Annotated in this window: 24 protein-coding genes; 11 read left to right on the forward strand and 13 right to left on the reverse strand. The window is 62.8% G+C overall.

Annotated features, from left to right (window positions below):
* Positions 1 to 70 precede the first annotated feature (70 nt).
* The 5 genes from JQK88_RS23535 to JQK88_RS23555 form a co-directional block, all read right to left on the reverse strand.
* The gene (locus JQK88_RS23535) at positions 71 to 373 is read right to left on the reverse strand and encodes a hypothetical protein (RefSeq protein WP_192259352.1); all 303 of its coding nucleotides are present in this window, start codon (positions 371 to 373) and stop codon (positions 71 to 73) included.
* A gap of 152 nt (positions 374 to 525) precedes the next feature.
* Entirely contained in the window at positions 526 to 705 is a 180-nt protein-coding gene (locus tag JQK88_RS23540; RefSeq protein WP_246501918.1) for a hypothetical protein, read from the reverse strand.
* A 181-nt stretch (positions 706 to 886) separates the two neighbouring features.
* The gene (locus JQK88_RS23545) at positions 887 to 1,927 is read right to left on the reverse strand and encodes a sensor histidine kinase (protein ID WP_203279580.1); all 1,041 of its coding nucleotides are present in this window, start codon (positions 1,925 to 1,927) and stop codon (positions 887 to 889) included.
* Positions 1,928 to 2,094: 167 nt separating this feature from the next.
* Positions 2,095 to 2,262: a DUF1328 domain-containing protein gene (locus tag JQK88_RS23550; RefSeq protein ID WP_023670098.1), complete on the reverse strand. Its 168-nt coding sequence runs from the start codon at positions 2,260 to 2,262 to the stop codon at positions 2,095 to 2,097.
* 323 nt (positions 2,263 to 2,585) lie between these two features.
* Positions 2,586 to 3,380 carry a response regulator gene (locus JQK88_RS23555; protein WP_192259355.1) on the reverse strand — a complete coding sequence of 265 codons (795 nt, stop codon included), beginning with the start codon at positions 3,378 to 3,380 and terminating at the stop codon, positions 2,586 to 2,588.
* Positions 3,381 to 3,600: 220 nt separating this feature from the next.
* Between JQK88_RS23555 and JQK88_RS23560 the strand changes: the two genes are divergently transcribed.
* Both JQK88_RS23560 and JQK88_RS23565 read left to right on the forward strand, forming a co-directional pair.
* Positions 3,601 to 3,795 (forward strand): NepR family anti-sigma factor, encoded by a 195-nt coding sequence (locus tag JQK88_RS23560; RefSeq protein WP_192259356.1) that lies wholly within the window; start codon positions 3,601 to 3,603, stop codon positions 3,793 to 3,795.
* A 3-nt stretch (positions 3,796 to 3,798) separates the two neighbouring features.
* The gene (locus JQK88_RS23565) at positions 3,799 to 4,350 is read left to right on the forward strand and encodes a sigma-70 family RNA polymerase sigma factor (RefSeq protein ID WP_023670095.1); all 552 of its coding nucleotides are present in this window, start codon (positions 3,799 to 3,801) and stop codon (positions 4,348 to 4,350) included.
* 51 nt (positions 4,351 to 4,401) lie between these two features.
* On the opposite strand, the gene JQK88_RS23570 is transcribed toward JQK88_RS23565, so the two are convergent.
* The gene (locus tag JQK88_RS23570; RefSeq protein WP_210328440.1) at positions 4,402 to 4,719 is read right to left on the reverse strand and encodes a response regulator; all 318 of its coding nucleotides are present in this window, start codon (positions 4,717 to 4,719) and stop codon (positions 4,402 to 4,404) included.
* Positions 4,720 to 5,052: 333 nt separating this feature from the next.
* Between JQK88_RS23570 and JQK88_RS23575 the strand changes: the two genes are divergently transcribed.
* From JQK88_RS23575 to JQK88_RS23585, 3 genes are all read left to right on the forward strand, one after another.
* Positions 5,053 to 5,814, forward strand: coding sequence for a Crp/Fnr family transcriptional regulator (locus JQK88_RS23575; protein ID WP_203279581.1), 762 nt, complete (start codon positions 5,053 to 5,055; stop codon positions 5,812 to 5,814).
* Between the two features lie 137 nt (positions 5,815 to 5,951).
* Positions 5,952 to 6,278, forward strand: a complete 327-nt coding sequence (locus JQK88_RS23580; RefSeq protein ID WP_142866548.1) for an ElaB/YgaM/YqjD family protein — start codon at positions 5,952 to 5,954, stop codon at positions 6,276 to 6,278.
* Positions 6,279 to 6,290: 12 nt separating this feature from the next.
* Positions 6,291 to 6,752 (forward strand): hypothetical protein, encoded by a 462-nt coding sequence (locus JQK88_RS23585; protein ID WP_203279582.1) that lies wholly within the window; start codon positions 6,291 to 6,293, stop codon positions 6,750 to 6,752.
* Between the two features lie 20 nt (positions 6,753 to 6,772).
* Here JQK88_RS23585 and JQK88_RS23590 read toward each other — a convergent pair whose 3' ends face one another.
* A complete protein-coding gene (locus JQK88_RS23590) occupies positions 6,773 to 8,299 on the reverse strand; it encodes a sensor histidine kinase (protein ID WP_203279583.1) in 1,527 nt (508 codons plus the stop codon).
* A gap of 157 nt (positions 8,300 to 8,456) precedes the next feature.
* Here JQK88_RS23590 and JQK88_RS23595 point away from each other — a divergent pair, with 157 nt between their 5' ends.
* Positions 8,457 to 8,651, forward strand: a complete 195-nt coding sequence (locus tag JQK88_RS23595; RefSeq protein WP_192259361.1) for a hypothetical protein — start codon at positions 8,457 to 8,459, stop codon at positions 8,649 to 8,651.
* Between the two features lie 26 nt (positions 8,652 to 8,677).
* Here JQK88_RS23595 and JQK88_RS23600 read toward each other — a convergent pair whose 3' ends face one another.
* Positions 8,678 to 9,598, reverse strand: a complete 921-nt coding sequence (locus JQK88_RS23600; protein ID WP_192259362.1) for a diacylglycerol/lipid kinase family protein — start codon at positions 9,596 to 9,598, stop codon at positions 8,678 to 8,680.
* A 254-nt stretch (positions 9,599 to 9,852) separates the two neighbouring features.
* Here JQK88_RS23600 and JQK88_RS23605 point away from each other — a divergent pair, with 254 nt between their 5' ends.
* Entirely contained in the window at positions 9,853 to 11,157 is a 1,305-nt protein-coding gene (locus JQK88_RS23605) for a PRC-barrel domain-containing protein (protein ID WP_203279584.1), read from the forward strand.
* A 41-nt stretch (positions 11,158 to 11,198) separates the two neighbouring features.
* On the opposite strand, the gene JQK88_RS23610 is transcribed toward JQK88_RS23605, so the two are convergent.
* Positions 11,199 to 12,752 carry an alkaline phosphatase family protein gene (locus JQK88_RS23610; protein WP_203279585.1) on the reverse strand — a complete coding sequence of 518 codons (1,554 nt, stop codon included), beginning with the start codon at positions 12,750 to 12,752 and terminating at the stop codon, positions 11,199 to 11,201.
* Between the two features lie 221 nt (positions 12,753 to 12,973).
* On the opposite strand from JQK88_RS23610, the gene JQK88_RS23615 reads away from it, so the two are divergent.
* The 4 genes from JQK88_RS23615 to JQK88_RS23630 all read left to right on the forward strand — a co-directional run bounded on the left by JQK88_RS23615 (position 12,974) and on the right by JQK88_RS23630 (position 16,174).
* The gene (locus tag JQK88_RS23615; RefSeq protein WP_192259365.1) at positions 12,974 to 13,906 is read left to right on the forward strand and encodes a VOC family protein; all 933 of its coding nucleotides are present in this window, start codon (positions 12,974 to 12,976) and stop codon (positions 13,904 to 13,906) included.
* 4 nt (positions 13,907 to 13,910) lie between these two features.
* The gene (locus JQK88_RS23620; protein WP_192259366.1) at positions 13,911 to 14,543 is read left to right on the forward strand and encodes an alpha/beta hydrolase; all 633 of its coding nucleotides are present in this window, start codon (positions 13,911 to 13,913) and stop codon (positions 14,541 to 14,543) included.
* Complete coding sequence (locus JQK88_RS23625) at positions 14,536 to 14,835, forward strand: GNAT family N-acetyltransferase (RefSeq protein WP_192259367.1); 300 nt, start codon at positions 14,536 to 14,538, stop codon at positions 14,833 to 14,835. Before JQK88_RS23620 ends, JQK88_RS23625 begins: the two co-directional genes overlap by 8 nt.
* 280 nt (positions 14,836 to 15,115) lie before the next feature.
* Positions 15,116 to 16,174 carry a dipeptidase gene (locus tag JQK88_RS23630; protein ID WP_203279586.1) on the forward strand — a complete coding sequence of 353 codons (1,059 nt, stop codon included), beginning with the start codon at positions 15,116 to 15,118 and terminating at the stop codon, positions 16,172 to 16,174.
* On the opposite strand, the gene JQK88_RS23635 is transcribed toward JQK88_RS23630, so the two are convergent.
* From JQK88_RS23635 to JQK88_RS23650, 4 genes are read right to left on the reverse strand one after another with little or no spacing between them, the layout of a single operon-like run.
* Entirely contained in the window at positions 16,171 to 16,419 is a 249-nt protein-coding gene (locus JQK88_RS23635; RefSeq protein ID WP_192259369.1) for a hypothetical protein, read from the reverse strand. The genes JQK88_RS23630 and JQK88_RS23635 overlap by 4 nt on opposite strands.
* A gap of 2 nt (positions 16,420 to 16,421) precedes the next feature.
* A complete protein-coding gene (locus JQK88_RS23640; RefSeq protein ID WP_203279587.1) occupies positions 16,422 to 17,654 on the reverse strand; it encodes an aminomethyl transferase family protein in 1,233 nt (410 codons plus the stop codon).
* A gap of 52 nt (positions 17,655 to 17,706) precedes the next feature.
* Positions 17,707 to 19,272: a phytoene desaturase family protein gene (locus JQK88_RS23645; protein WP_203279588.1), complete on the reverse strand. Its 1,566-nt coding sequence runs from the start codon at positions 19,270 to 19,272 to the stop codon at positions 17,707 to 17,709.
* Positions 19,259 to 20,878 carry a phytoene desaturase family protein gene (locus tag JQK88_RS23650; protein WP_203279589.1) on the reverse strand — a complete coding sequence of 540 codons (1,620 nt, stop codon included), beginning with the start codon at positions 20,876 to 20,878 and terminating at the stop codon, positions 19,259 to 19,261. The genes JQK88_RS23645 and JQK88_RS23650 overlap by 14 nt, the downstream gene beginning before the upstream one ends.
* Between the last annotated feature and the right edge of the window lie 87 nt (positions 20,879 to 20,965).

Below are 20,965 nucleotides of genomic sequence, written 5' to 3' on the forward strand. Positions count from 1 at the left end.
TCCAGCCGCCATTTAGCATGAAATGCCGGCTTGTGCCCGCTCGATCTTATTGTTGCTGAAGATAGTCTTTCTAGGGGCGTGTCACATTGGACGCAACCACGACGTTTGAAACCTGCAAGGATGCGTCGAGCGAACCATCCGGACGCACGTTCCAGACGATCCGGTCATAGTCGTCCTCCAAGGCGGGATCGACTTCAAGACATTTGGCAACGACATGCTGGGCCTGACCCTGCACGTCGCCCATGGCAAAAGGCCGCTCGGCGGTGCATGCCTCCGCGGTTTCGAACACGCTGACCGGCACCTGCAGTTCGCGGCATTCGGTCATGCTGCTTGAACAGCCGATAACCAGAAGCAAAGCGGCGATGTGTTCCACAGCGAAAGATCCTCTCGCCTTAAGAACGGTCGACAGCCGTCAAAGTTCCTGTGATGAAAAGGTGGGGACGTTGGTAATTGGCTGGCCAGGAGCCAGACCAGCCTTCAGCTCAGCCAGATTTGGGAGCAGCGTGAACCCGAAGCGAACGTGGCTCAGCCCAACTGCGACGCCACGATCAGAACGATGGCGGCGACGAGCGCGACAGCGGCGAAACGAAGCAAGGGATGCCAGGTGTGCGCAGGCGAGGCGGAAGCATCAGGATCCTGAAAGCCGCTCATCGAGATGCGGGCGGCCTGCTCCAGCCTGTTCATATCGGCAACCGTCAAGATCATTCCTCCCATAGTCGGGTTGCAGGCCACGGCCGAAGCGTCGGTTGAATCGGTCAAGAGCCGGCAATCTCTGGGAGCCTCAGCATCGAACTTTATGGTGAACAGCCGGTTAAGGAATTCGGCGCTCCGGGCTCTCTGTTTGACGCGATTCGGGACGGAATTCCTCTGAGGCAAATCCGGCCGCTCACTCGGTTTCGAAATTGCCGTGCGGAACGACAAGCCGATATTCGAGGCGGTCGCCGGTGATTTCCAGCGTCGCCGTGCCGTTCAGCGATATCGGCACAACGCGTTCGAGAGCAACGCTGCCGAATCGTTTCTCGGTGCGCCTGTTGTCATTGGCGACAATGGCCTCGACCCAGGTCAGCGACAAAGCCGGCTTATCAGCGGTCTCCGTGATGCTCGACAGGTTGGCGGTTACCTCGACGAAGCCATCCGGCCGCGCCAAGGCGCCGTAACTGAATGAATTGACTGCGAGCTCGTGCATGGCCAGGCCGATATGAAGAGCGGCGTTGGGATTGAGGTAGGGATTGACGCCATTGAACCGCAGGCTCTGCGCGGGATCGGCGCCATAGCGCACGACCTGGCCACGGACTAGTTCGCGTAGTGCGGCACCCCGCCAATTCGACGACGTCACCAGATCCTGGGAGGAGGCCAGTGACTGCAGCCGACCGCGAAAGCGCGTCAGGAAATCGTCCGATGTCTCGGAATAACGGCCGGTCTGTGTGGCAATGCTCTGGATGATGGCCAACAGGTTCTTGGAGCGGTGACTGACCTCACGCAGCAGCGTCTTCAACGTTTGCTCTCGGCGCTTCTGCTCGGTTGTCTCTACCATTGTGGTGACAACGCCTTGGACATCGCCGCCGTCGCCGCGATCGGCATCGATCCAGACTTGAAACCAGCGGATGCCTTCAGCAGTGGGAACGCTGAGCTCGAGGCGTTCAGGATTGCCGGAAGCGATGACATGGCGTTTGGTGGTATCGATGTGGTCGGCCTGCGCCGGCGGCAGGATGCCGTTGCTGTCCGCAGTATCGGAAGCCCATGGCTCACGCATGTTGCGCGCCCACACGGTCTTCATTTCGCGGTCCTGGTACAGAACGGAAATGCCGGCATTGTGCAGAGCATGGAGCAAGGCGCGGCCGAGCTGCATGCCGCTTTCAACGGGGTGCAGGGCGATGACTTCGTCATTCGGCCCGCTTTCGCTTGTCTCTCCGCCTCTGGAACGCATCAGTCACCTGTCCACCCCTCAATTCTGAACGATTCACGCTGAAATCAGTTCCTGAAATAAACCCCCAAAACAGGTCCGCCGGGCGGCGTCCCGTTGAAGGACACCGCCCGGCGGTGACTGGAAACCGTTTGAGGGGTGCGGCTTCCAGTGTTGGCTCGCTGCCGGTCTTACGACGCCCGCCTGAACAGGCCGGCCAGAAGCGAGATGACGAGGAAGGCGAGAAAGATGAAGAACAAAATTTGCGCGATGCCGGCGGAGGTGCCGGCGATACCGCCGAAACCAAGCGCGCCGGCGATGATCGCCACGACAAGAAATACGAGCGCCCAGTAGAGCATGATCCGTCTCCTTCCGATGCTGAGAATAAAAACGTGGGTGGTTGGTGTTTGTTCCACCATTTGCCGAAAAAGACAGGCTTTGGAAGGGCCCGGACGCGAATTGATTCGGGGCACGCGAGCGCGACCACGCAAAGCGCGGCTTGGAGCGACCGACAACTGGCGATCACCGGGTGGACGATCGCCAGTGCTTGGCAACGCCGGGATGCGGCGACGTTGGAGATTGTTAGAGCAGTTCACCGTTTCACGGAAACGGCGCCCCGCTCTATCTCTTTGTTTTCGCAATTCCGGACGGAAAACCGCTTCACACTTTTCCTGAAATTGCTTTAAGCGGCGGCCTTGGCCTGACGGTCGAAGAACAGCGCCTGGCTGATCAGCGCCTTGACCATGTCTGGATTGAACGGCTTGGTGACGAGGAAAGCGGGTTCGGGCCGCTCGCCGGTCAGCAGACGCTCGGGGAAGGCGGTGATGAAGATCACCGGCACCGAGGTCGACGACAGGATTTCGTTGACCGCATCGATGCCCGAGCTGCCATCGGCAAGCTGGATGTCGGCCAGCACCATCTTCGGCCTTGTCTTGCCGAACATCGCCACCGCCTCGGCATGGGTGCGGGCGGTGCCGACGACACGGTGGCCGAGGCTCTCGACCATTTCCTCGATGTCCATGGCGATCAGCGGTTCGTCCTCGATGATCAGCACGTCGGTCGCCACCTGGCGGGAGATCTCGTTGCTCGCCTGGGCCAGCAGTTCGGAGAATTCCCTGGCGTCGACATCCAGAATTTCAGCCGCCTCGTCCTCGCTAAAGCCTTCGACGGCGACCAGCAGGAAGGCCTGGCGGGGCCGTGGCGCAATGGCGTTCAGGTTGGCGGCGGCGCGCTGCTCCCATGCCGATTGCGCATGCTCCTGCGGAACGCGGATGGCAATGGAGGTGAACAATTTTGCGAAAACCTTGTAGATCGCGATGCGGTCGTTCGACGCTTCGGGGAAGATGTCGACGTCGGCGATGATGGCTTCGAGCATCGCGGCGACCAGCGCATCGCCACTCTCCTGGGATCCCGAAACGGCGCGCGAGAAGCGGCGCAGGAACGGCAGGTGCGGAGCAATGGTTGCGGAAAGGCTCATGATAGACGTCTCCCTCAGATGACGTAATTGCATAGATTCCAGGTCAAGCTGATTGCAAGCCCCGGCAAACAACGCGGGTTTTGTGAAAAAGTTCCGAGGGTTGTGGAACGAATCTGCAAGGACGACGTTTGTGGTGCGATGGGCAACCAGACGAGGGGGCCGCTTTTGCGTTGTGTAACAGGGCGGCTAAGGCGCTGGAATTTAAGGGCGAAATGAGGACATGAATAAAGAAACACTGGCTGGCGCCGCTAACAGGCGCCGGGCCAATTCCGGTGACCCGCTCGGGGCGAATTCGGAAATCGGCCGCAAACTCAAACAATATTATGACGAGTTGGTCTCCGACAATGTGCCGGATCGCTTCGCCCAGTTGCTCAGGCAACTGGAACAGGCCGAACCCGCACAGAAGAAAGACTGAGGCATGGCAGCTGTCTCACAAGGGTTCAAGACCGATCTGCTCGGCTCGATCCCGAGCCTGCGGGCCTTTGCCGTGTCGCTGACGCAGAATGCCGACAAGGCCGACGATCTGGTGCAGGAGACGCTGGTCAAGGCCTGGGACAAGCATGAGAGCTTCCAGCCGGGTACCAATCTCAAGGCATGGCTGTTCACCATCCTGCGCAACGAGTTCTATTCGCAGATGCGCAAGCGCGGCCGCGAGGTGCAGGACAGCGATGGCATCATGACCGCCAGGCTCGCCGTTCATCCGGCCCAGCACGGCCAACTCGACCTCAAGGATTTTCGCGGCGCGCTCGAGCAATTGCCCGAGGACCAGCGCGAAGCCATCATCCTCATCGGCGCTTCCGGCTTTTCCTATGAGGAGGCGGCCGAGATTTGCGGTTGCGCGGTCGGAACGATCAAGAGCCGGGTCAGTCGGGCCCGCACACGGCTGCAGGAGATCCTGAAAATCTCCGGCGAAGACGAATACGGCCCAGACGCCATCTCGTCGCAGGTTACCGGCTCAAACGCCGCCTGACAGCGGAGCCCGTTTGCGGGCTCCGCTACTTAAATCCGGATCGAAGGCATTTCAGGCTGGCGCGCGGCCGCAGGCCACCGCCAGCGCCCCGACGAGATCGTCCCCCGAATACGGCTTGGTTACCAGTCGCACGCCGGGGAAAGACGCCCTGATCTCGTCCGCGTCCGAATAGCCGGAGGCAAAGACGAAGGGCATGCCTGCCTGGCGCAGTTGCTCGGCGAAGTCGAGCGTCGACGTCTCTCCCAGCATCAGGTCGACGATAACGCCGTCGAACTTGTCGGCAACCGTCTGCTCGTCGATCTCTGCCAGGTCGCGGGCAATCACCACGTCGCCGGCGCCATGGTCGCGGCAAAGCTGTTCGACATCCATGGCGATCAGGAATTCATCCTCCAGGACAAGAATTCGCAATCCCTCGAGCAATGGCGGCACCTGGCAAATTCTCCTTGTTCCGGCAGCACTTCAATATCAACACCACACTGGATCTCAACAATCCACCAGTGGCCTTACACCCTGAATTCGCTTGCCGGGGCTGCTCCAACGTCAGACGAATTGGATTCGTCTCACTGGAGCGGGGCAAGTCATGATCGGTATTCGACACCCTGTCATTTAAAAAAGACATGCCCAATCGCCGACGCCGGAACCACAGCCCCTGCAAGCCGTTGCAGTCAGTCTGCCACAAAGGCTTTCGAAAGGGGGATCGAAATGTCTGGCCAGAATGGTCGTTCTTTTTCCAGCCGTCAGTACCCCTGCGAGAATTGCCCGCTTCGGCCATTGCCGGTGTTCCGGGAGTTCGAGAAGCAGGAGCTTGCCTATGTCAGCAAGTTCAAGAAGGGTGAACTGGCCGTCGACAAGGGCGCCACGGTGCTGGTCGAAGGCAGCCACAGTGCTCATCTCTATACGGTGCTTTCGGGCTGGGCCTTCCGTTACAAATTGCTGTCGGACGGCAGGCGCCAGATTCTCAACTATTCGATGCCCGGCGATCTCATCGGCCTGCAAGGCAGCGTGATGGGTGAAATGCAGCACTCGATCGAGGCGCTGTCGCCGATGCTGTTGTGCGTCTTCGAGCGCGAAAACCTGCACGAGCTCTACCGCAACCATCCGGACCTTGCCTACGACATCACCTGGCTGGCATCGCGCGAGGAGCGCATGCTGGACGAGAATTTGCTCAGCATCGGTAGGCGCACGGCGCTGGAGCGCACCGCCTATCTCATCGCTTTCATCGCCAGCCGCGCGGCGATAGTCGGGCTCAACGGCAAGGCGCCAGTGCAAATCCCGATCACGCAGCAACACGTCGCCGATACGCTCGGCCTGTCTCTGGTCCACACCAACAAGACGATCCGCAAGCTGATCGACCGCAAGCTGATCGTCTGGCGCGACGGTGGTTGCGAAGTGGTCGACCGGGAGGCGCTGAAGGACCTCGCACGCTGGGAGGGCTTGAGCGAGGGCCGCCGGCCGCTGATCTGAGGCTGATCTGAGAGGGAAACGAGTCCCGCCGGGCTGGACTCGCACAGGCAAACACCCTTTCATGGATATGGTCTCCGATTTCGGAACCTTGACGTGTGTGGGGCGTTTGAAACCAAGCAAACGCAAGGAGTTATAGAATGGCAACTGCCACAGGAAAAACCGCTGGCGAAACCCAGACGAACGCCGACCTCGAAGCCGATATCCGGCAGTTGAAGGCCGACATCGAAAAGCTGACCAAGCAATTGGCCAAGACCGGCGAGCATGGCTACGGAACGGCGCGGCGCGCTGCCGCCGAAGGCGTCGAGCAGTTGCGCGCCCAGGGTGAGGCTGCCTTCGACAGCCTGCGCGGCAACGCCAAGGACATCGAAGCCCAGATCACCGCCAATGTGCGCGAAAAGCCGGTGACGTCGCTGGCCATCGCAGCCGGCGTCGGCTTTCTGTTCGCGCTTCTCGCCCGGCGCTAGTTTCCGCTAGAGATGGGGACGCTGGCATCGTTGATTTCGGCTTTGGCCTCGGGTGAAGCCATTGCCGCCATGCGCCGCGCGCGCACGGCGGCGATCGTCTATGGGCTCGCCGCGGTTCCGGCTCTGTGCGGGCTCGGATTTCTCTTGGGAGCGGGCTATATCTGGGCCGCCGACCGCTATGGGTCGATGGCGGCCTGCCTGGGCTTCGCGGCCGGCTTCCTGGTGCTTGCCGGGCTCATCCTGCTCATCCATCAACTGGCGGCCGGCACGCGCGCCCGTAGACGTGCGCGAAGGCGCAATGCCGACCTCAAGGCACTCGGCATCACGGCGGCCCTCGCCGTATTGCCGTCGCTGCTCAAGGGGAAAGGCGGCAAGGAACTTGTCCTTGGACCGATCATCGCGCTGGTGGCCTATGCCATCTACAAGGAAAACGTCAAACCGCGGCCGGGCGATCCGGACGGCGATGCCGAGTAGGCCCGAACTCCCCCGACGCTTCAGCTCGGCAAATCTTCAAGCGGCATCGATATTTCCGCGAACACGCCTTCCCGACGGAACTCGTGCACAACCTCGCTGGACAAAACCTTGGCCAGGCTGCGGCGGATAAGGATCGAGCCGAATCCCTGGCGTTCCGGCGGCTGGACCTGCGGCCCACCGCTTTCGCGCCAGGTCAGCACAAGGCGGCGTGCGCCTTTCTTGCCCAGCGCCTTCCAGTCGACGTCGACCTTTCCCGAGCCCACCGACAGCGATCCGTATTGCAGCGCGTTGCTGGCCAGTTCGTGCATGATCAGGCCGAGCCCCACCGCCTGGTCGGGCGAAAGCAGCAGATCCGGGCCGGAAATCGCGATGCGCGGCTGTTCGGTCGAATCGAACGGCTTAACCTCGATCTGCATCAGTTCGCGGATGCCGATGCCGCGCCATTCGCGATCGGACAAGAGGTTATGGGCAGCCCCCAGCGCCTGCAGCCTGGCGCCGAAGGCTTCGAGGAATTCGCTTGGGCGGCGGGCGTGGCGAACGGTCTGCGTCGCCAGTGCCTGCACCGTCGCCAACGTGTTCTTGACCCGGTGGTTGAGCTCGCGCAACAACAGCCTTTGCCGCTCCTCACCGAGCTTGCGTTCCGATATGTCGTAGTTGACGCCGAAGATCAGCGTCGGTTTGCCTTCGCCGTCGCGCTCGATGACGCGGCCGCGGGTGGCTATCCAGCGCGGCGGATCGAAGCCCTTGACCCGGTATTCGCCGAAATAATCGTCGCTGCCGGTCAGGGCGTCGCGAAAGCGCGTCTCGGTCTGGTATACGTCGCGCGGGTCGATGGCGCCCAATATGTCGCGCGCCCGCAACCGGTTCGAGCGCGGCAGATTGAACAGTTCCGACAGGCGCACATCGCATTCGATCATGTCGGTGCGGATATCCCAGGCCCAGCTGGCAAGCGAGGCGGCATCGAGCGCGATGGCGCGGCGCTTTTCCTCCTGCGCCAAAGCTGCGGCGGCGATGGCGCCGCTGCGGGTGGCGTTTTTGAGCGTAAACAGGCTGGCGGCGAGACTGGCCAACGCCTTCAGTTGATCGAGTGCGGCAGGGGACGGAAAGTCATGCGGTTCCCGGTCGAGTACGCATACGGTGCCAATGCGCGCACCGGCCACCACCATGGGCGCGCCGACATAGAACCGCAGATGATGCTTACCGGTCACGAGCGGATTGGCGGCGAAGCGGGGATCGATGCTGGCATTGGTCACCACCATAGGCTCGTCGCCGGCGGCAATGGCGTGCGCGCAAAACGAGATGTCGGTGGCGGTCTCGGTCTCGTCCAGTCCGACACAGGACTTGAACCATTGTCGTTCGGTATCGAGCAACGTGACCAAGGCGATTGGCGCCTGCATCACGGCGGCGGCAAGACCGGTGATGTGATCGAAGTCGGGATCGGAGGCCGTGTCGATCGCGTCGAGCCCGTGCAGTACGGTAAGCCGCTCCGGCGCCGCCACGGCGCGGCGAACGTCGGCCGGCAGACCCTTCTCCACCTTCTTATCCACCAAGTCCCCTCGCTTGCAGGTCCCATCCGCAGTGCCGCGCGTTGTGCGCTGCCGTCGGGACCCGGAACTTTTGTAGCAAGCAATCGTTACCTGTCCATGTTTCGCCAGCCGTGGTTTTATCCGCCACGTCTGCAGTCGTATGATGGGAACGGCGCCAATGACCAAGATCATCCCTGAGAACAAGGCCCGCCAGGGGCGCTGGGGTTGGCATGGGCTGCGCATCCTGATCGCAGCGCTGCTCTTGGCCTTCATCGCCTGGGGCATCGCCGAGATCTATGGCGAAAAGATCGACAACAGCGCGCCCGCAAACCAGAGCGCGCCCGCCAGTCAGAGCCAGCCGGCCGGCGGCTAAAGCGCTCGCCGTCGTCGGCGCTCGCATCAGGCGGCCTTTGCCTGCGCAGCGCGCGCCGGCACCAGAACATTCAACGCGCCGGGGTGAATCTGCACAGCTGTTTCGCGCTCCAGCTTGACCAGTTCGCCGTCGATGACGGCGCCGAACTTCTTGCTTCCCGTGTGGATTTTCACAACTGCCTTGTCGGCCTGATGGATCTCGACATGATCGCTGTCGCGCCATCTGCCGCGCGCCATGTCGAAGAGGGCTCTGGCCAGTTCGCCGCGCCGCCGCGCCACGGTGACATAGATGCCGAGCACGCCGCCGGCAGGGTTGTCGGCATAGGGCAGGTGACCCTCGCCGAACAGGTTGTTGGAGATGCCGATGCCGCTGATGCGGGTCACGATCTCGGCGTCGCCGACCGTCAACGTCACCTTCATGGCGGGCGGATTGTTGATCGTCGTCCAGGCGGCCTTTGCCGAAGCACGGATCTTTCCCAGGCGCGAAGTAAACTCCATTGTGTCGCGCAGTCTCACCATCCTGGCGTGCAGGCCGATGGAGAACTGATGCACGAAGGGCCGGCCATTGGCGCTGGCGATGTCGACCGCGACGACCTCGCCGTCGGCAAAGGAAGTCAGGGCCCCGTCGAGGGTCTGCGGAATGCCCAGGCCGCGGGCGAACAGGTTCATGGTCCCGGCCGGCAGGACAGCCAAGGCTTTCTTGCTGTTCATCAGCCGCGCCGCGGCGGCCGAAATGGTGCCGTCGCCACCTCCGGCCAGCACCACCTCGATGCCGCGCCGCGAGGCGACCTTGTCGAGCGCTGAGACAATGTCCTTGCCATCGACGATGTCGATGTCGACGGTGTGACCAGCCGCCTCAAGCGTCTGGCGCATCCGGTCCGAAAACACGGAAAGATCGGTCGTCCGCAAGGTGCCGCCGTCCCGGTTCAGCACCGCCGCAAATCGCATGCCCGCTCCGTATTCATTTTAGCGGCTGGAATGCCCAGCCGCAGGCTGAAACGGCGAAGCCTTACAAAGGTTCCATCGGCCGGCCGGAAATGTCGGGCGATTCCACGGACTTGCCCGAGGTACCCGATGCCCCTCGTTTTTTCGGAACAAGCGCCTTGTCACGACGTTGTGATCCCATTGGAGGCGCCGCTTTCGGTCTCCCGGCAACGGTTTGCCGGTTGTGGCGCGCACGATCAGGCAAGAGGAGAGTTATCATGATCCGCACTCTTTTCGCGACGACCGCGCTTGCAACGCTGATTGCCACCGGCGCGTTTGCGCAGTCAACGACGGCCCCGGCGACAAGCCCGGCGCCGGCTGAAGCCCCCGCCACCATTGCTCCGGCGCCGCAGCAGGCCGCTGGCGCCTTGATGACCAATATCATCGGCGAATCCGTCTATAACGGCACCGGTGATGACGCGCAGAAGATCGGCGATGTCAGCGACGTCGTCTTCGATGAAAACGGCCAGGCGAAATCCGCCATTATCGGCGTCGGCGGCTTCCTCGGAATAGGCAGCAAGAACGTCGCCTTCGACTACGGCAAGCTGCAATGGGTCGAGAGGAATGGTGACCGCTGGCTCGTCGCCGAGACGACGAAAGAAGCGCTGACGGCGCTGCCCGACTTCGACCGTAAGCCTTACGATCCGGCCCCGGCGCCTGCTTCCACGGCGCAGAGCGACCCGCAAAAGCCGGTTGATCTCAACGCCGCGCCGTCGGAACCGGCGGTGAAACGCGCCGACGGCAATCTCGCTACCAACATCATCGGCGAGAACGTCTACAATGGCACTGGCGACGACGCCCAGAATATCGGCGACGTCAACGACATCGTGCTGACCAAGGAGGGCAAGGCGCAATCACTGGTGATTGGCGTCGGTGGCTTCCTCGGCCTGGGTGAAAAGAATGTCACCTATGATTTCGCCAAGGCCGAGTGGGCGGAGAAAAACGGCGATCGCTGGCTGGTGGCGCACACCACGAAGGAGGAACTGCAGGCACAGCCTGATTTCGACCGCAAGCCCTATGATCCGGCGCCGGTGACGACAACGTCCGACGCAACGTCGCCGACCGCTCCCGCTACCCCGACGGTCGTCGCACCGGCTGACAATGCTCAGCCAGCGGACAAGACCGCCGAGGCTCCCGCCGGTACAAAAGCCACCGACCCGACGCAGACCGCAGCCATCGACAAATCGACGCTGACGGAAATGCCAGTCGGCGAGATCAGGGGCGAAGATCTGAAAGGCACGACCGTCTATGGCGCCAACGATGCCAAGGTCGGCGAGATCGGTGACGTCGTGCTGGCGCCCGACAGCAAGCCGGATGCCGTCATCATCGATGTTGGCGGGTTCCTCGGCATCGGTGCCAAGGAAGTTGCGGTCGGCATGGACAAGCTCAAATTCATGACCGACAAGGACGGCAAGAAGTATCTCTACACCAATTTCACCAAGGAGCAGCTGCAGGCGCAGGCCGCCTACGACAAGGGCAGTTATGCCGAGAAGCGGAATGAGCAGCGGTTGATGGTGAAGTAGCAGTAGGCAGTAGGCAGTAGGGCCGTTCTATTCCCTACTGCCTAAGCCCTACTGCCTCCTACATACCCAACCACGCCATCCTCGGTCAGCTCTGCCAGCGCCAGCGACTGGTCGAGATGTTCGGCGCGCCAGGCAAGCAGACGCTCGGCAAATTCGAGCCGCGCGGCGAGGTAGGTCGTGTCGGCGGCAACATTGGCCAATTCGCCCGGATCCTTTTTCAGGTCAAACAGCAGCGGCGGCAAACCACCGCCGAAGTGCACGTATTTGAAGTCTTCCGTGCGGATGGCGGCGAGGTTGCACTGACGCGAGGCGAGGCCGAAGTGCCGCTCGGCTTCCCCTTCAGCAATGGAGCGGAAATCTAACTCCCAATGCGCGGCGTCGCGCCAATCCTTGGGCGGTTTACCTTCCAGGAATGGTTTCAGCGAGCGGCCGTCGAGATGCGGCTGGGCGTCGGCATCCAGCAGATCGAGCAAGGTCGGGAAGACGTCGACGGCCTCGGTGAAGCGATCGACGGTCGAGCCCGCCGCCTCGCCGCGGCGCGGGTCGCGGACGATCAGCGGGATGTGATAGCTGCCGTCAAAGAAACCGCCTTTGCCGAGCATGAAATGGTCGCCCATCATCTCTGCGTGGTCCGATGTCAGGATGACGATCGTGTCGTCCCAGGCTCCTGCCGTCTTGATCGCCTGCCAGATGCGGCCAAGCTGCGCGTCGACTTCGGAGATCATGCCGTAATAGATCGCGCGGATGGCGCGGATGTTGTCGTCCCCCCAGTCGCGCACCTTGCCGTCAGTGCCGGGGCGGAAGTTCTTACGCTTTTGCCGGCCGAGATCGTAGGCCAGATAGGGATGGCTTTCCGCCTCCGCCTGCCAGCTTTCGCCACGAGGAAAGGCCGGGCCGTCCGTGGGATCATACAGCGTGTTGTAAGGTTCGGGCACGATGAAGGGCGGATGCGGGCTGATAAAGGACACATGCGCGAACCAGGGCACATCCTGTTCGCCCAGCCAGCGGATGAATTCGCCGGCGAGGAAAGCCGTCGGTGTCTCGTCCCTGGAATAGACCGGCGGCGCGTTGGTCACACCGTCGCTTGCTTCCTCGCCGAGGGGGCGATGGATGCCGGGAGAACCGGCGCTGGTGTCGAGCCCGCGCGCCGTCAGCCATGACAACCACGGTTTCTGATGCTCGGGCAGGAACTGGCGCACGCTGAAGCCGGGCAGTACGCCCTCGTAGGTTTTCAGCCGGGGATCGCCCGGCGCCAACGTGTGCGGATCGGACGAGACGTCGGTGTAGCCGAACAGCGTCGGATCGTAACCGAGGGCGCGGGCCGAAACCGCGATGTTGCCGTGGCGGGCGTCGAGCGGCGTGCCGTTGCGGCAGACGCGGTTGTTCATCTGGTAGAGGCCGGTGTAGAGGCAAGCGCGGGCCGGCGAGCAGGGCGCCGCACCGCCATAATGTCGCTTGAAAAGGACACCCTCGGCGGCCAGCGCATCGGCGTTCGGTGTCTTCACCGTGGGATGGCCGGCAGCCGACAGGCAATCGCCGCGCCACTGGTCGCAGGAGATCAGGAGAATGTTCGGACGTCTGCTTTTCGCGGCCAATGGCTGTATCCTGTCACGTCGGGAAGACGCTCAATGAACCGGATTCTGGCGGCGGCGCAAGACCGTCGGCTTTACGGAAATGGTGAACGAAATTTTTCTACTGTTCACGATTGGGATACAGTCCATTCTGAGTTTGCCGCCTTTGCCTGCGCCGGGCGGCCCCTCATATAGGCGTGGACAGCGGCGAGGGCCGCACAAACACCAAGGGAAGGAGCAAGACAATGCTCGACCAGATCAAGGGCTTGCATCACGTCACGTCAATGGCCGGCGATGCGCGCCAGAACAATGATTTCTTTACACACAAGCTCGGTCTGCGCCGGGTCAAGAAGACCGTCAACTTCGACGCGCCCGATGTCTATCACCTCTACTATGGCGACGAGCACGGCACGCCGGGCTCGGTGATGACCTATTTTCCGTTCCCGGATATTGCCCGGGGCCGCCACGGCGTCGGCGAGGTCGGCACCACGGCCTACTCCGTGCCGGCGGGCACGCTTGGCTATTGGGAAAAGCGCTTTGCCGATGAAGGCGTTACGGGTGTTTCACGCGAGGAGACGTTCGGCGAGAAGCGCCTCGCCTTCGCCGGCCCCGACGGCGATGGTTTTGCGCTGGTTGAAGACAAGGCCGACGGCCGCGCGCCATGGTTGAAGGGCGGTGTTCCCGCCGACGAAGCGATCCGCGGCTTTCATTCAGTGTCGCTGCGTCTCAAGGATGGCGGCGCCACCGAGGAGCTGTTGAAGTTCATGGGTTACGAGGAGGTCGACAAATCCGGCAATGTCAGCCGTCTCGCCATCAAGAACGGCAACGGCGCCGATGTCGTCGACATCGAATCGCTGCCGACGGCTGGCTTCGCCAATCTCGGCGCCGGCTCTGTCCATCATGTCGCCTTCGCTGTGGAGAACCGCGCCAAGCAGCTCGAAGTGCGCAAGGCGCTGATCGATACGGGCTATGGCGTGACGCCGGTGATCGACCGCGATTATTTCTGGGCGATCTACTTCCGCACGCCGGGCGGGGTGCTGTTCGAAGTGGCCACCAATGAGCCGGGTTTCGACCGCGACGAGGACACCGCGCATCTCGGCGAGGCGCTGAAATTGCCGACGCAGCACCAGCATCTCAGGCCCTATCTCGAAGAACATCTGCAGAAGCTGGAAGGCTGAGACAATGAGCAAGGACGCTTACATTCATAAGGCGCTGCCGGGTTCGCCCGGCGGTCCGCTGCTCTTCGTCTTCCACGGCACCGGAGCGGACGAAAACCAGCTGCTGTCGCTGGGGCGCGACCTCGCGCCCCGGGCGACCATCGTGTCGCCGCGCGGCGATGTCTCTGAATATGGTGCTGCCCGCTTCTTCCGCCGCACCGGCGAGGGTGTCTACGACATGGACGACCTTGGCCGGGCGACCGCAAAGATGGCCGGCTTCATCAAGGCGCAGGTGGAAGCGGCAAAGCCGTCTTCCGTGCTCGGCCTCGGCTATTCCAACGGCGCCAACATACTGGCTTCCGTGATGTTCGCTGCGCCGGATCTGTTCGATGCGGCGGTGCTGATGCATCCGCTGATTCCGTTCGAACCTGAGGTGAAAGGCAGCCTTGCCGGCCGTCGTATCCTGCTCACCGCCGGCAAGCGCGATCCGATCTGCCCGCCCAATCTGACGTCGCGGCTGGAAGCCTATTTGCGCGCCGATGGCGCCGATGTCACAGTGGAATGGCACGATGGCGGCCACGAGGTGCAGCCGAACGAGATCGAAGCGGCAAGGCGGCTTTTCGCTGGCGCGCCGGTTGAAGGAGCAAGCAATGCCTGACCAATTGCCTGAAATCGAACTGGAGGACCGCGGCTCGAAGGGCCGTTATGTCCTGCGTGGGCCGGGCGGCGCCGAGGCGGAGATGACCTTCACCAAGGTCGGTGAGCACCAGATCATCATCGACCACACCGAAGTGCCGGACGTGTTTCGCGGCCAGGGTGCCGGGCTTCGGCTCGTCACCCGCGCCGTCGAGGATGCGCGCGCAGCGGGCAAGAAAATCATCCCGCTTTGCCCCTTCGCCAATGCCCAGTTCCGCCGCCATCCGGAATGGGCCGATGTGCTGAAGCAATAGACCTCTTCCCCTTCTCCCCCTGTGGGAGAAGGGGATCGGCGCGCAGCGCCGAGACGGTTGAGGGGTGTTGGACGGATCGCCGTCAATGCCAAGCTGGAGCACCCCTCATCCGACCGAGCTTCGCTCGGCCACCTTCTCCCACAGGGGGAGAAGGGGTAACCCAGCCGCTCAGCCACAAGAGCGAACACGTCTCTGGCATTTGCGCAGTTCGGCCTTCTTGCCTAAGTACACAGTTCGCTGCGGTTTGTCCGCTCCTGCCAACTGACCGAATGGCTTCCTGATGACCGAATCCGATCTCGTCCCCGTCTTCGACGGCCACAACGACACGCTGCTGAGACTTTACCAGTCGAAGGACACAGACGTCGAAAAGCTGTTCGTCGAGGGAACGCAGGGCGGTCACATCGACTTGCCGCGCGCCAGGAAGGGCGGCTTTGCAGGCGGCATGTTCGCGATCTTCCCGCCACCGGTCGAGAAAAGCAAACGCTCTGCGGTGCCGCCGGCGCCGAGCGACAACGAGCCGCTGCCGCCGGAATTGCCGCGCGCTGACGCGCTGACGTCCACCATTGGCATGGCTTCGATCCTGTTTCGGCTGGAGCGGGCGGGAGCGCTGACGGTCTGCCGCAGCGCCGGTGACATTCGCGCGGCGATGGCGAAAGATTCGATCGCGGCGGTGTTCCACATCGAAGGCGTCGAGGCGATAGACCCCGAGCTCACGCTGCTCGATGTGCTCTATGAGGCCGGCCTGCGCTCGCTCGGCATCGTCTGGAGCCGTCCCAACGCCTTCGGCCATGGCGTGCCGTTCCGCTTTCCCTCATCGCCCGACACCGGACCGGGACTGACCGATGCCGGCAAGGCGCTGGTCAAGGCCTGCAATCAGCTGAAGATCATGATCGACCTGTCGCATCTCAACGAAAAAGGCTTTCGCGATGTCGCCGCGCTCAGCGACGCGCCGCTGGTCGCCACCCATTCGAATGTGCATGCGCTCTGCACCCATTCGCGCAATTTGACCGAGTGGCAGCTCGGCGCCATCCGCGAGACCGGCGGCATGGTCGGGGTCAACTTCGCCACCGGCTTCCTGCGCGAAGACGGCCGGATGAACTCGGACACCAGCCTCGACATCATGGTGCGCCATGTCGATTCGCTGCTGCAGGCGCTGGGCGAGGACGGCGTCGGTCTCGGCTCGGATTTTGATGGCGCCATGATCCCGGCGGTCATCGGCGACGTCGCCGGCCTGCCGAAGCTGATCGATGCGCTGGCCGCACGCGGTTTCGGCCGGACGCTGATCGAGAAGATTGCCTATCGCAATTGGTTGAGCGTGCTGGAAAGGACGATCGGCTAAACGCCCATGCGCTTCAGCCAGTCCTGGCCGGTGCCGCGATCCCTGATGATGGGCAGCGGGTTCTCCGAATCCAGCCGCGCGCAGATGCGGTAGACCTCGAGCGTCTCGGCGCTCATTTCGCCGCGCTTGTAGAAGTACATGGCGGCGGCATAACGCGTGCGGCCCGACCATTTTTCGCCGAGTGGCGTGTTGACCAGTTGCCACTGTTCGGCGGTTTCCGCCTCATCATCGGGTTCGCCGGCCATGGTCAGAAATCCGCCGGCGGATTGGCGGTGCGGCGGTCGAGTTTTATGAAGGGACGCGCCACCACCTTGGCCCGCTTCATCAGCTTCTGGTACTGCAACTCGCGCATGGCGTAGATCTCGACCCAGAGGTCTTCGACCATCGTATCACCGTAGGGCCGCGTAAGCGAAGCGATGGCGATGTTGCGCTTGGCCATCGGCGACCACATGGCGGCGCTGACCAGGCCTACCTCCTGGCTTTTCTTGTGGTAGACGATGGCGTGTTCGGCCGGGATGTTACCTTCGATCTCGAGCCCGACCAGCACATGGCGCAGCTTGCGCCTGGCGCGGGCTTCGAGGATGGCGCGGCGGCCGTTGAAATGACCCTTTTCCAGATCGACCATGAAGCCGAGGCCGATCTCATCCGGCATGCGCAAACGGTCGGCGCGAATGGCATGCTCGGTGGTGAAATCGGCATTGGCGACGATCAGCCCTGCCTCGATGCGGGCGCGGTTGAGCGCGGTATAGCCGATGGCGCGGATGCCTCGCAGTTCGCCTGCGGTCATCAGCCGGTCCCACAGACTCAGCGCATTCTCAGCCGGTACGAACAGTTCGTAGCCGAGATCGCCGGTAAAGCCGGTGCGCGAGATGGTTACCGTGCCGCCATCATGCGGGAACTCGGCGAGGTCGAAGATTTTCAACGTCTCGACGCCGGCGAAACCGGCATCGCGCAGCACGGCGAAGGAGGTTGGTCCTTGCAGGGCGAGACCGGCGATGCTTTCGGTCTCTTCCTCGACCGCCACATCGAAGCCAATGGCGCTGTCGAGCAGCCAGGGGAGGTGCCGTTCCTGTGAGCATAAGCGGAAGCGGGTCGGCGACAGCCGGAACAGCGTGCCGTCGTCGAGCACGAAACCCTCGTCATCGCACCAGGCGGTGTAGTGGACGCGGCCGGGCTTCAGCTTCGTCACATCGCGCAGCGTGACGCGATCGAGAAAGGCTTCGGCATCCGGGCCCTCGACGCGGTATTTCGTCATCGGCGAAATGTCGAACAAAGCTGCTTGGCTGCGAATGGCGAAATATTCGAGCTCCTCATCCCACAGCGAATGCGGGGCGCGGTAGCCGGCCCAGTTGTACCAGTCCTGTGTCCTGGCCAGTGCATCGATGCGTGGCTGGAAAGGCGTGCCGAGACGCAGGGTGCGGAAATGGCCCTGTGCTGCGGTGCGGGCTTTTGACGGTTTGATGGTGGGTTGATGGTTCATGACAGCGATCCTTCGCCGTAGAGCGCGCCGTTTGTGACTTGCAAAATCATGCTCACCCCTTCATCGCGATGATGCGCTTCGCGGCGTTCAAGCCCGGCGCACCTGAAACACCGCCACCCGGATGCGAGCCGGCACCGGCCAAGAACAGCCCTTCGACCGGCGTGTCGTAGCCCGACCAGCCGGAGACCGGTCGCGACATCAGCATCTGATCGGCCTGCAATTCGCCGTGGTGCCAGTGGCCGCCCGGCATGCGGTAGCGCGCCTCGATGTCAGCCGGTGTCAAAAGCTCTGTATGCAACACTGATTTCCCGATGCCTGGCGCGTAGGTCTCAAGCTGCGTCATGATCGCCTTCAGGAATTTCGGCTTACCGGCGTCCCACCCCTCTTTCAGTGCGTAAGGCACGTAATGCACCACCGCCGAGAGCACGCAGGCGCCGGCAGGTGCGAGCGATGGATCGGAGAGCGAGGGCAGAGTGATTTCCATCACGGGTTCGGCAGAGAATTCGCCGTATTTCGACGGGTTGAAGGCGCGCTCGACATGGTCGGGCGAGGGCGCGATGACCATGCGGCCCTTGTGGTCGGCGGCGTCCACACCGGTGAATTGCGGCGGCCGGTCGAGCGCCAGATGCAGCTTCGCCGCATCGCCCTTCATGCGGATGTTCTTCACCTTGCGCACAAAGCCGGTGTCAATCTCGCGCGGTCCGACGAGGTCGAGCATGGTGGTCGCCGGGTTGATGGCGGAGACGATCGTTCTCGCTCGCAGCACCTCGCCACTGTCGAGGGCGACGCCGACGGCGCGGCCTTTCTCGATGATGATCCTGGCCACCGGTGCGGCCGTGCGGATAGTGACGCCGGCTTTTTCCGCCGCAGACCTCATGGCGGTGACGACCGCGCCCATGCCGCCTTTCGGCAGCATCTGCGCGCCGGCCGCACCGCCGGTCTCGCCAGCCAGCCGGTAGTAGAGGCCGAGCAGCGAGGTCGGCGATCGCGGGCCGAGATGGCTGCCCAGCGTGGCGTCGAAGGCAAGCAGGCCTTTCAGCCTGATATCGGCAAGCTGCTCGTCGAGCAGGTCGGCGACGTTCATCAGGAGAACACGCAGGAAGTCGCGCATGTCTTCCTTGCCGAGTTTTTTCAACGCCAGAGCGGTCTGGCCGAGCGCCGCGGTCTCCTTGAGCGACATGCCGGCGAGATCGGGCGGGCGGCGGGAGAGGAATGGTTTCAATATGCCGGCATAGCGGAGCAACTGCGCGCGCAATTCCTTCCAGGCGGATTGCTCGGACGGAGTGGAACCGGTCAGCACTTCGCCATAGGCGCCATGCAGTACCAGCGGCGGACCATCCTTCGACAAGGCAACGGACGGCATGAAGTCGCCGCGCGCGATTTGCAGCCCGTGCTTTTCCAGCTCCAGTGTCTTCACCACATCGGGGTGCAGGCGGTTGAGCACATGGGCGATCGAGGAGACGCGGAAGCCCGGCGCGAAGTCTTCGGTGCGCGCCGCGCCGCCGACATCGACGGCGGCTTCCAGCACTAATACCTTGCGGCCGGCCTTCGCCAGCGTGGCGGCAGCGACAAGGCCGTTATGGCCGCCGCCAATGACGATTGCATCAAATGACGTCATGGGCCGGGCTCATATGCGAGGTCGATTTGGCGAGGTCGCGAAGGATCTCGGCTGCCGCATTGCGGCCGGGTGCGCCCATGACGCCGCCGCCGGGAGGGGTCGAGGAGCCGCACATATAGAGCCCGCCGACCGGCGAGCGGTATTGTGCGTAGCCCGGCACCGGACGGTTGAACAGCAACTGGTCGAAGGTCAGTTCGCCCTGGAAAATGTTGCCTTCGGTGAGGCCGACCTCGGCCTCGATCTCGCGCGGCGTGCGCACCTCCATGTGGACGATGCGGTCGCGGAAACCCGGCGAGTATTCGGCGATCTGCGCAATCACGCTTTCAGCGAAACCGTCGCGGTCGGCATCGGTCCAGTCACGGCCGTCCACCTTGGGCGGCGCATATTGCACGAAGCAACTCATGAAGTGCTTGCCGGGCGGCGCCATCGTCGGGTCGAGCGTCGTCGGGATGACCATGTCGAGGAACGGATCGGCCGACCAGCGCCCGGCCTTCCAGTCGTCATAGGCGCGCTCCATGCGCTCCATCGAATCGGTGAAATGCATGTCGCCGCGATAGACCGGCGAATCCTTCGGCAACGCCGGAAATTCCGGCAGTGAGTCCAGCGCGATATTGACCTTGCCGGACGAACCGCGAATCTTGAAATTCCTGACCCGGCGCAGGAAGATGTCGGGCAGTTCCTTTTCCTCGACCAGTTTCAGGAAGGTGCGTTTCACGTCGGCGTTGGAGACGACGAGCTTGCCGTAAATCTCTTCGCCGCCGGCCAGCACCACGCCCTTCGCCTTGCCCCTGCCAACCAGCACATGGTCAACCTCGGCGCCGGTTCGGATGGTGCCTCCGCTGGCCTTGAACGAGGCGGCAAGCGCCTTGGTGACGGCGCCCATACCGCCGCGTGCATAGCCCCAGGCGCCGACCGAGCCATCGACCTCGCCCATATAGTGGTGCAGCAGCACATAGGCCGTGCCGGGTGACCTTGGCCCGAGCGCGGTGCCGATGATGCCGGACAGAGCGAAGTTCGCCTTGATGACGTCGGTCTCGAAATATTCATCGAGGAATTCCGAGATCGACATGGTCCAGAAGCGCAGCGTCAGCGCCATTTGCTCGGCCGACAGGCCGGCGAATTTCTTGCCGAGATAGAGAAGTTCGCCGAGGTCGCGTGGCCGAAAACTGGTCGGGTCAGGAGCGGTGCGCATCAGCAGCGGCTGGATGAAGCGGCATTGCCGCGTCACGTCGCGCGAATAGCGATCGTAGGCTTCGGCGTCGCGCTTGGAGAAGCGGGCGAATTCGCGCCGGTGCGCATCATGGTCGCGGTAGTTGGCGAGGTAGTCTCCGTCGCGCGTAAACACCGCGCCGCCTTCGTAGGAGATGACCTGCAGGCCGAAGCGCGGTAGTTCGAGGTCGCGCATGATCTCGGGACGAAACAGCGAGCAGACATAGGAGCAGTTGGAGTAGAGGAAACCCGGCGTCAATTCACGGCTGGTGGCGGCACCGCCGACCCAGTCGTTCTTCTCGACCACCAGCACGTCGAGGCCGGCGCGCTGCAGGTAGCAGGCGTTGACCAGGCCATTGTGCCCGCCGCCGATGATGATCGCATCCCAAGCTTTCATTCTGCCTCAGTCTTCTCTCTTTTTCGCAATTCCGGACGGAAAACCGCTCACACTTTTCCTGGAATTGCGTAGGCGATCCGCTGTTCA

The sequence above is a fragment of the Mesorhizobium caraganae genome (assembly GCF_016836705.1).
Classification (GTDB): domain Bacteria; phylum Pseudomonadota; class Alphaproteobacteria; order Rhizobiales; family Rhizobiaceae; genus Mesorhizobium; species Mesorhizobium caraganae.

Bases quoted from the DNA above. Each gene is read 5' to 3' on its own strand.
- JQK88_RS23640 (WP_203279587.1), bottom strand. From the start codon at position 17,654: ATGAACCATCAACCCACCATCAAACCGTCAAAAGCCCGCACCGCAGCA.
- JQK88_RS23635 (WP_192259369.1), bottom strand. From the start codon at position 16,419: ATGGCCGGCGAACCCGATGATGAGGCGGAAACCGCCGAACAGTGGCAA.
- JQK88_RS23615 (WP_192259365.1), top strand. From the start codon at position 12,974: ATGCTCGACCAGATCAAGGGCTTGCATCACGTCACGTCAATGGCCGGC.
- JQK88_RS23560 (WP_192259356.1), top strand. From the start codon at position 3,601: ATGAATAAAGAAACACTGGCTGGCGCCGCTAACAGGCGCCGGGCCAAT.
- JQK88_RS23565 (WP_023670095.1), top strand. From the start codon at position 3,799: ATGGCAGCTGTCTCACAAGGGTTCAAGACCGATCTGCTCGGCTCGATC.
- JQK88_RS23605 (WP_203279584.1), top strand. From the start codon at position 9,853: ATGATCCGCACTCTTTTCGCGACGACCGCGCTTGCAACGCTGATTGCC.
- JQK88_RS23580 (WP_142866548.1), top strand. From the start codon at position 5,952: ATGGCAACTGCCACAGGAAAAACCGCTGGCGAAACCCAGACGAACGCC.
- JQK88_RS23595 (WP_192259361.1), top strand. From the start codon at position 8,457: ATGACCAAGATCATCCCTGAGAACAAGGCCCGCCAGGGGCGCTGGGGT.
- JQK88_RS23540 (WP_246501918.1), bottom strand. From the start codon at position 705: ATGATCTTGACGGTTGCCGATATGAACAGGCTGGAGCAGGCCGCCCGC.
- JQK88_RS23630 (WP_203279586.1), top strand. From the start codon at position 15,116: ATGACCGAATCCGATCTCGTCCCCGTCTTCGACGGCCACAACGACACG.
- JQK88_RS23645 (WP_203279588.1), bottom strand. From the start codon at position 19,272: ATGACGTCATTTGATGCAATCGTCATTGGCGGCGGCCATAACGGCCTT.
- JQK88_RS23625 (WP_192259367.1), top strand. From the start codon at position 14,536: ATGCCTGACCAATTGCCTGAAATCGAACTGGAGGACCGCGGCTCGAAG.
- JQK88_RS23620 (WP_192259366.1), top strand. From the start codon at position 13,911: ATGAGCAAGGACGCTTACATTCATAAGGCGCTGCCGGGTTCGCCCGGC.
- JQK88_RS23545 (WP_203279580.1), bottom strand. From the start codon at position 1,927: ATGCGTTCCAGAGGCGGAGAGACAAGCGAAAGCGGGCCGAATGACGAA.
- JQK88_RS23570 (WP_210328440.1), bottom strand. From the start codon at position 4,719: ATGGATGTCGAACAGCTTTGCCGCGACCATGGCGCCGGCGACGTGGTG.
- JQK88_RS23575 (WP_203279581.1), top strand. From the start codon at position 5,053: ATGTCTGGCCAGAATGGTCGTTCTTTTTCCAGCCGTCAGTACCCCTGC.
- JQK88_RS23555 (WP_192259355.1), bottom strand. From the start codon at position 3,380: ATGAGCCTTTCCGCAACCATTGCTCCGCACCTGCCGTTCCTGCGCCGC.
- JQK88_RS23650 (WP_203279589.1), bottom strand. From the start codon at position 20,878: ATGAAAGCTTGGGATGCGATCATCATCGGCGGCGGGCACAATGGCCTG.
- JQK88_RS23600 (WP_192259362.1), bottom strand. From the start codon at position 9,598: ATGCGATTTGCGGCGGTGCTGAACCGGGACGGCGGCACCTTGCGGACG.
- JQK88_RS23585 (WP_203279582.1), top strand. From the start codon at position 6,291: ATGGGGACGCTGGCATCGTTGATTTCGGCTTTGGCCTCGGGTGAAGCC.
- JQK88_RS23550 (WP_023670098.1), bottom strand. From the start codon at position 2,262: ATGCTCTACTGGGCGCTCGTATTTCTTGTCGTGGCGATCATCGCCGGC.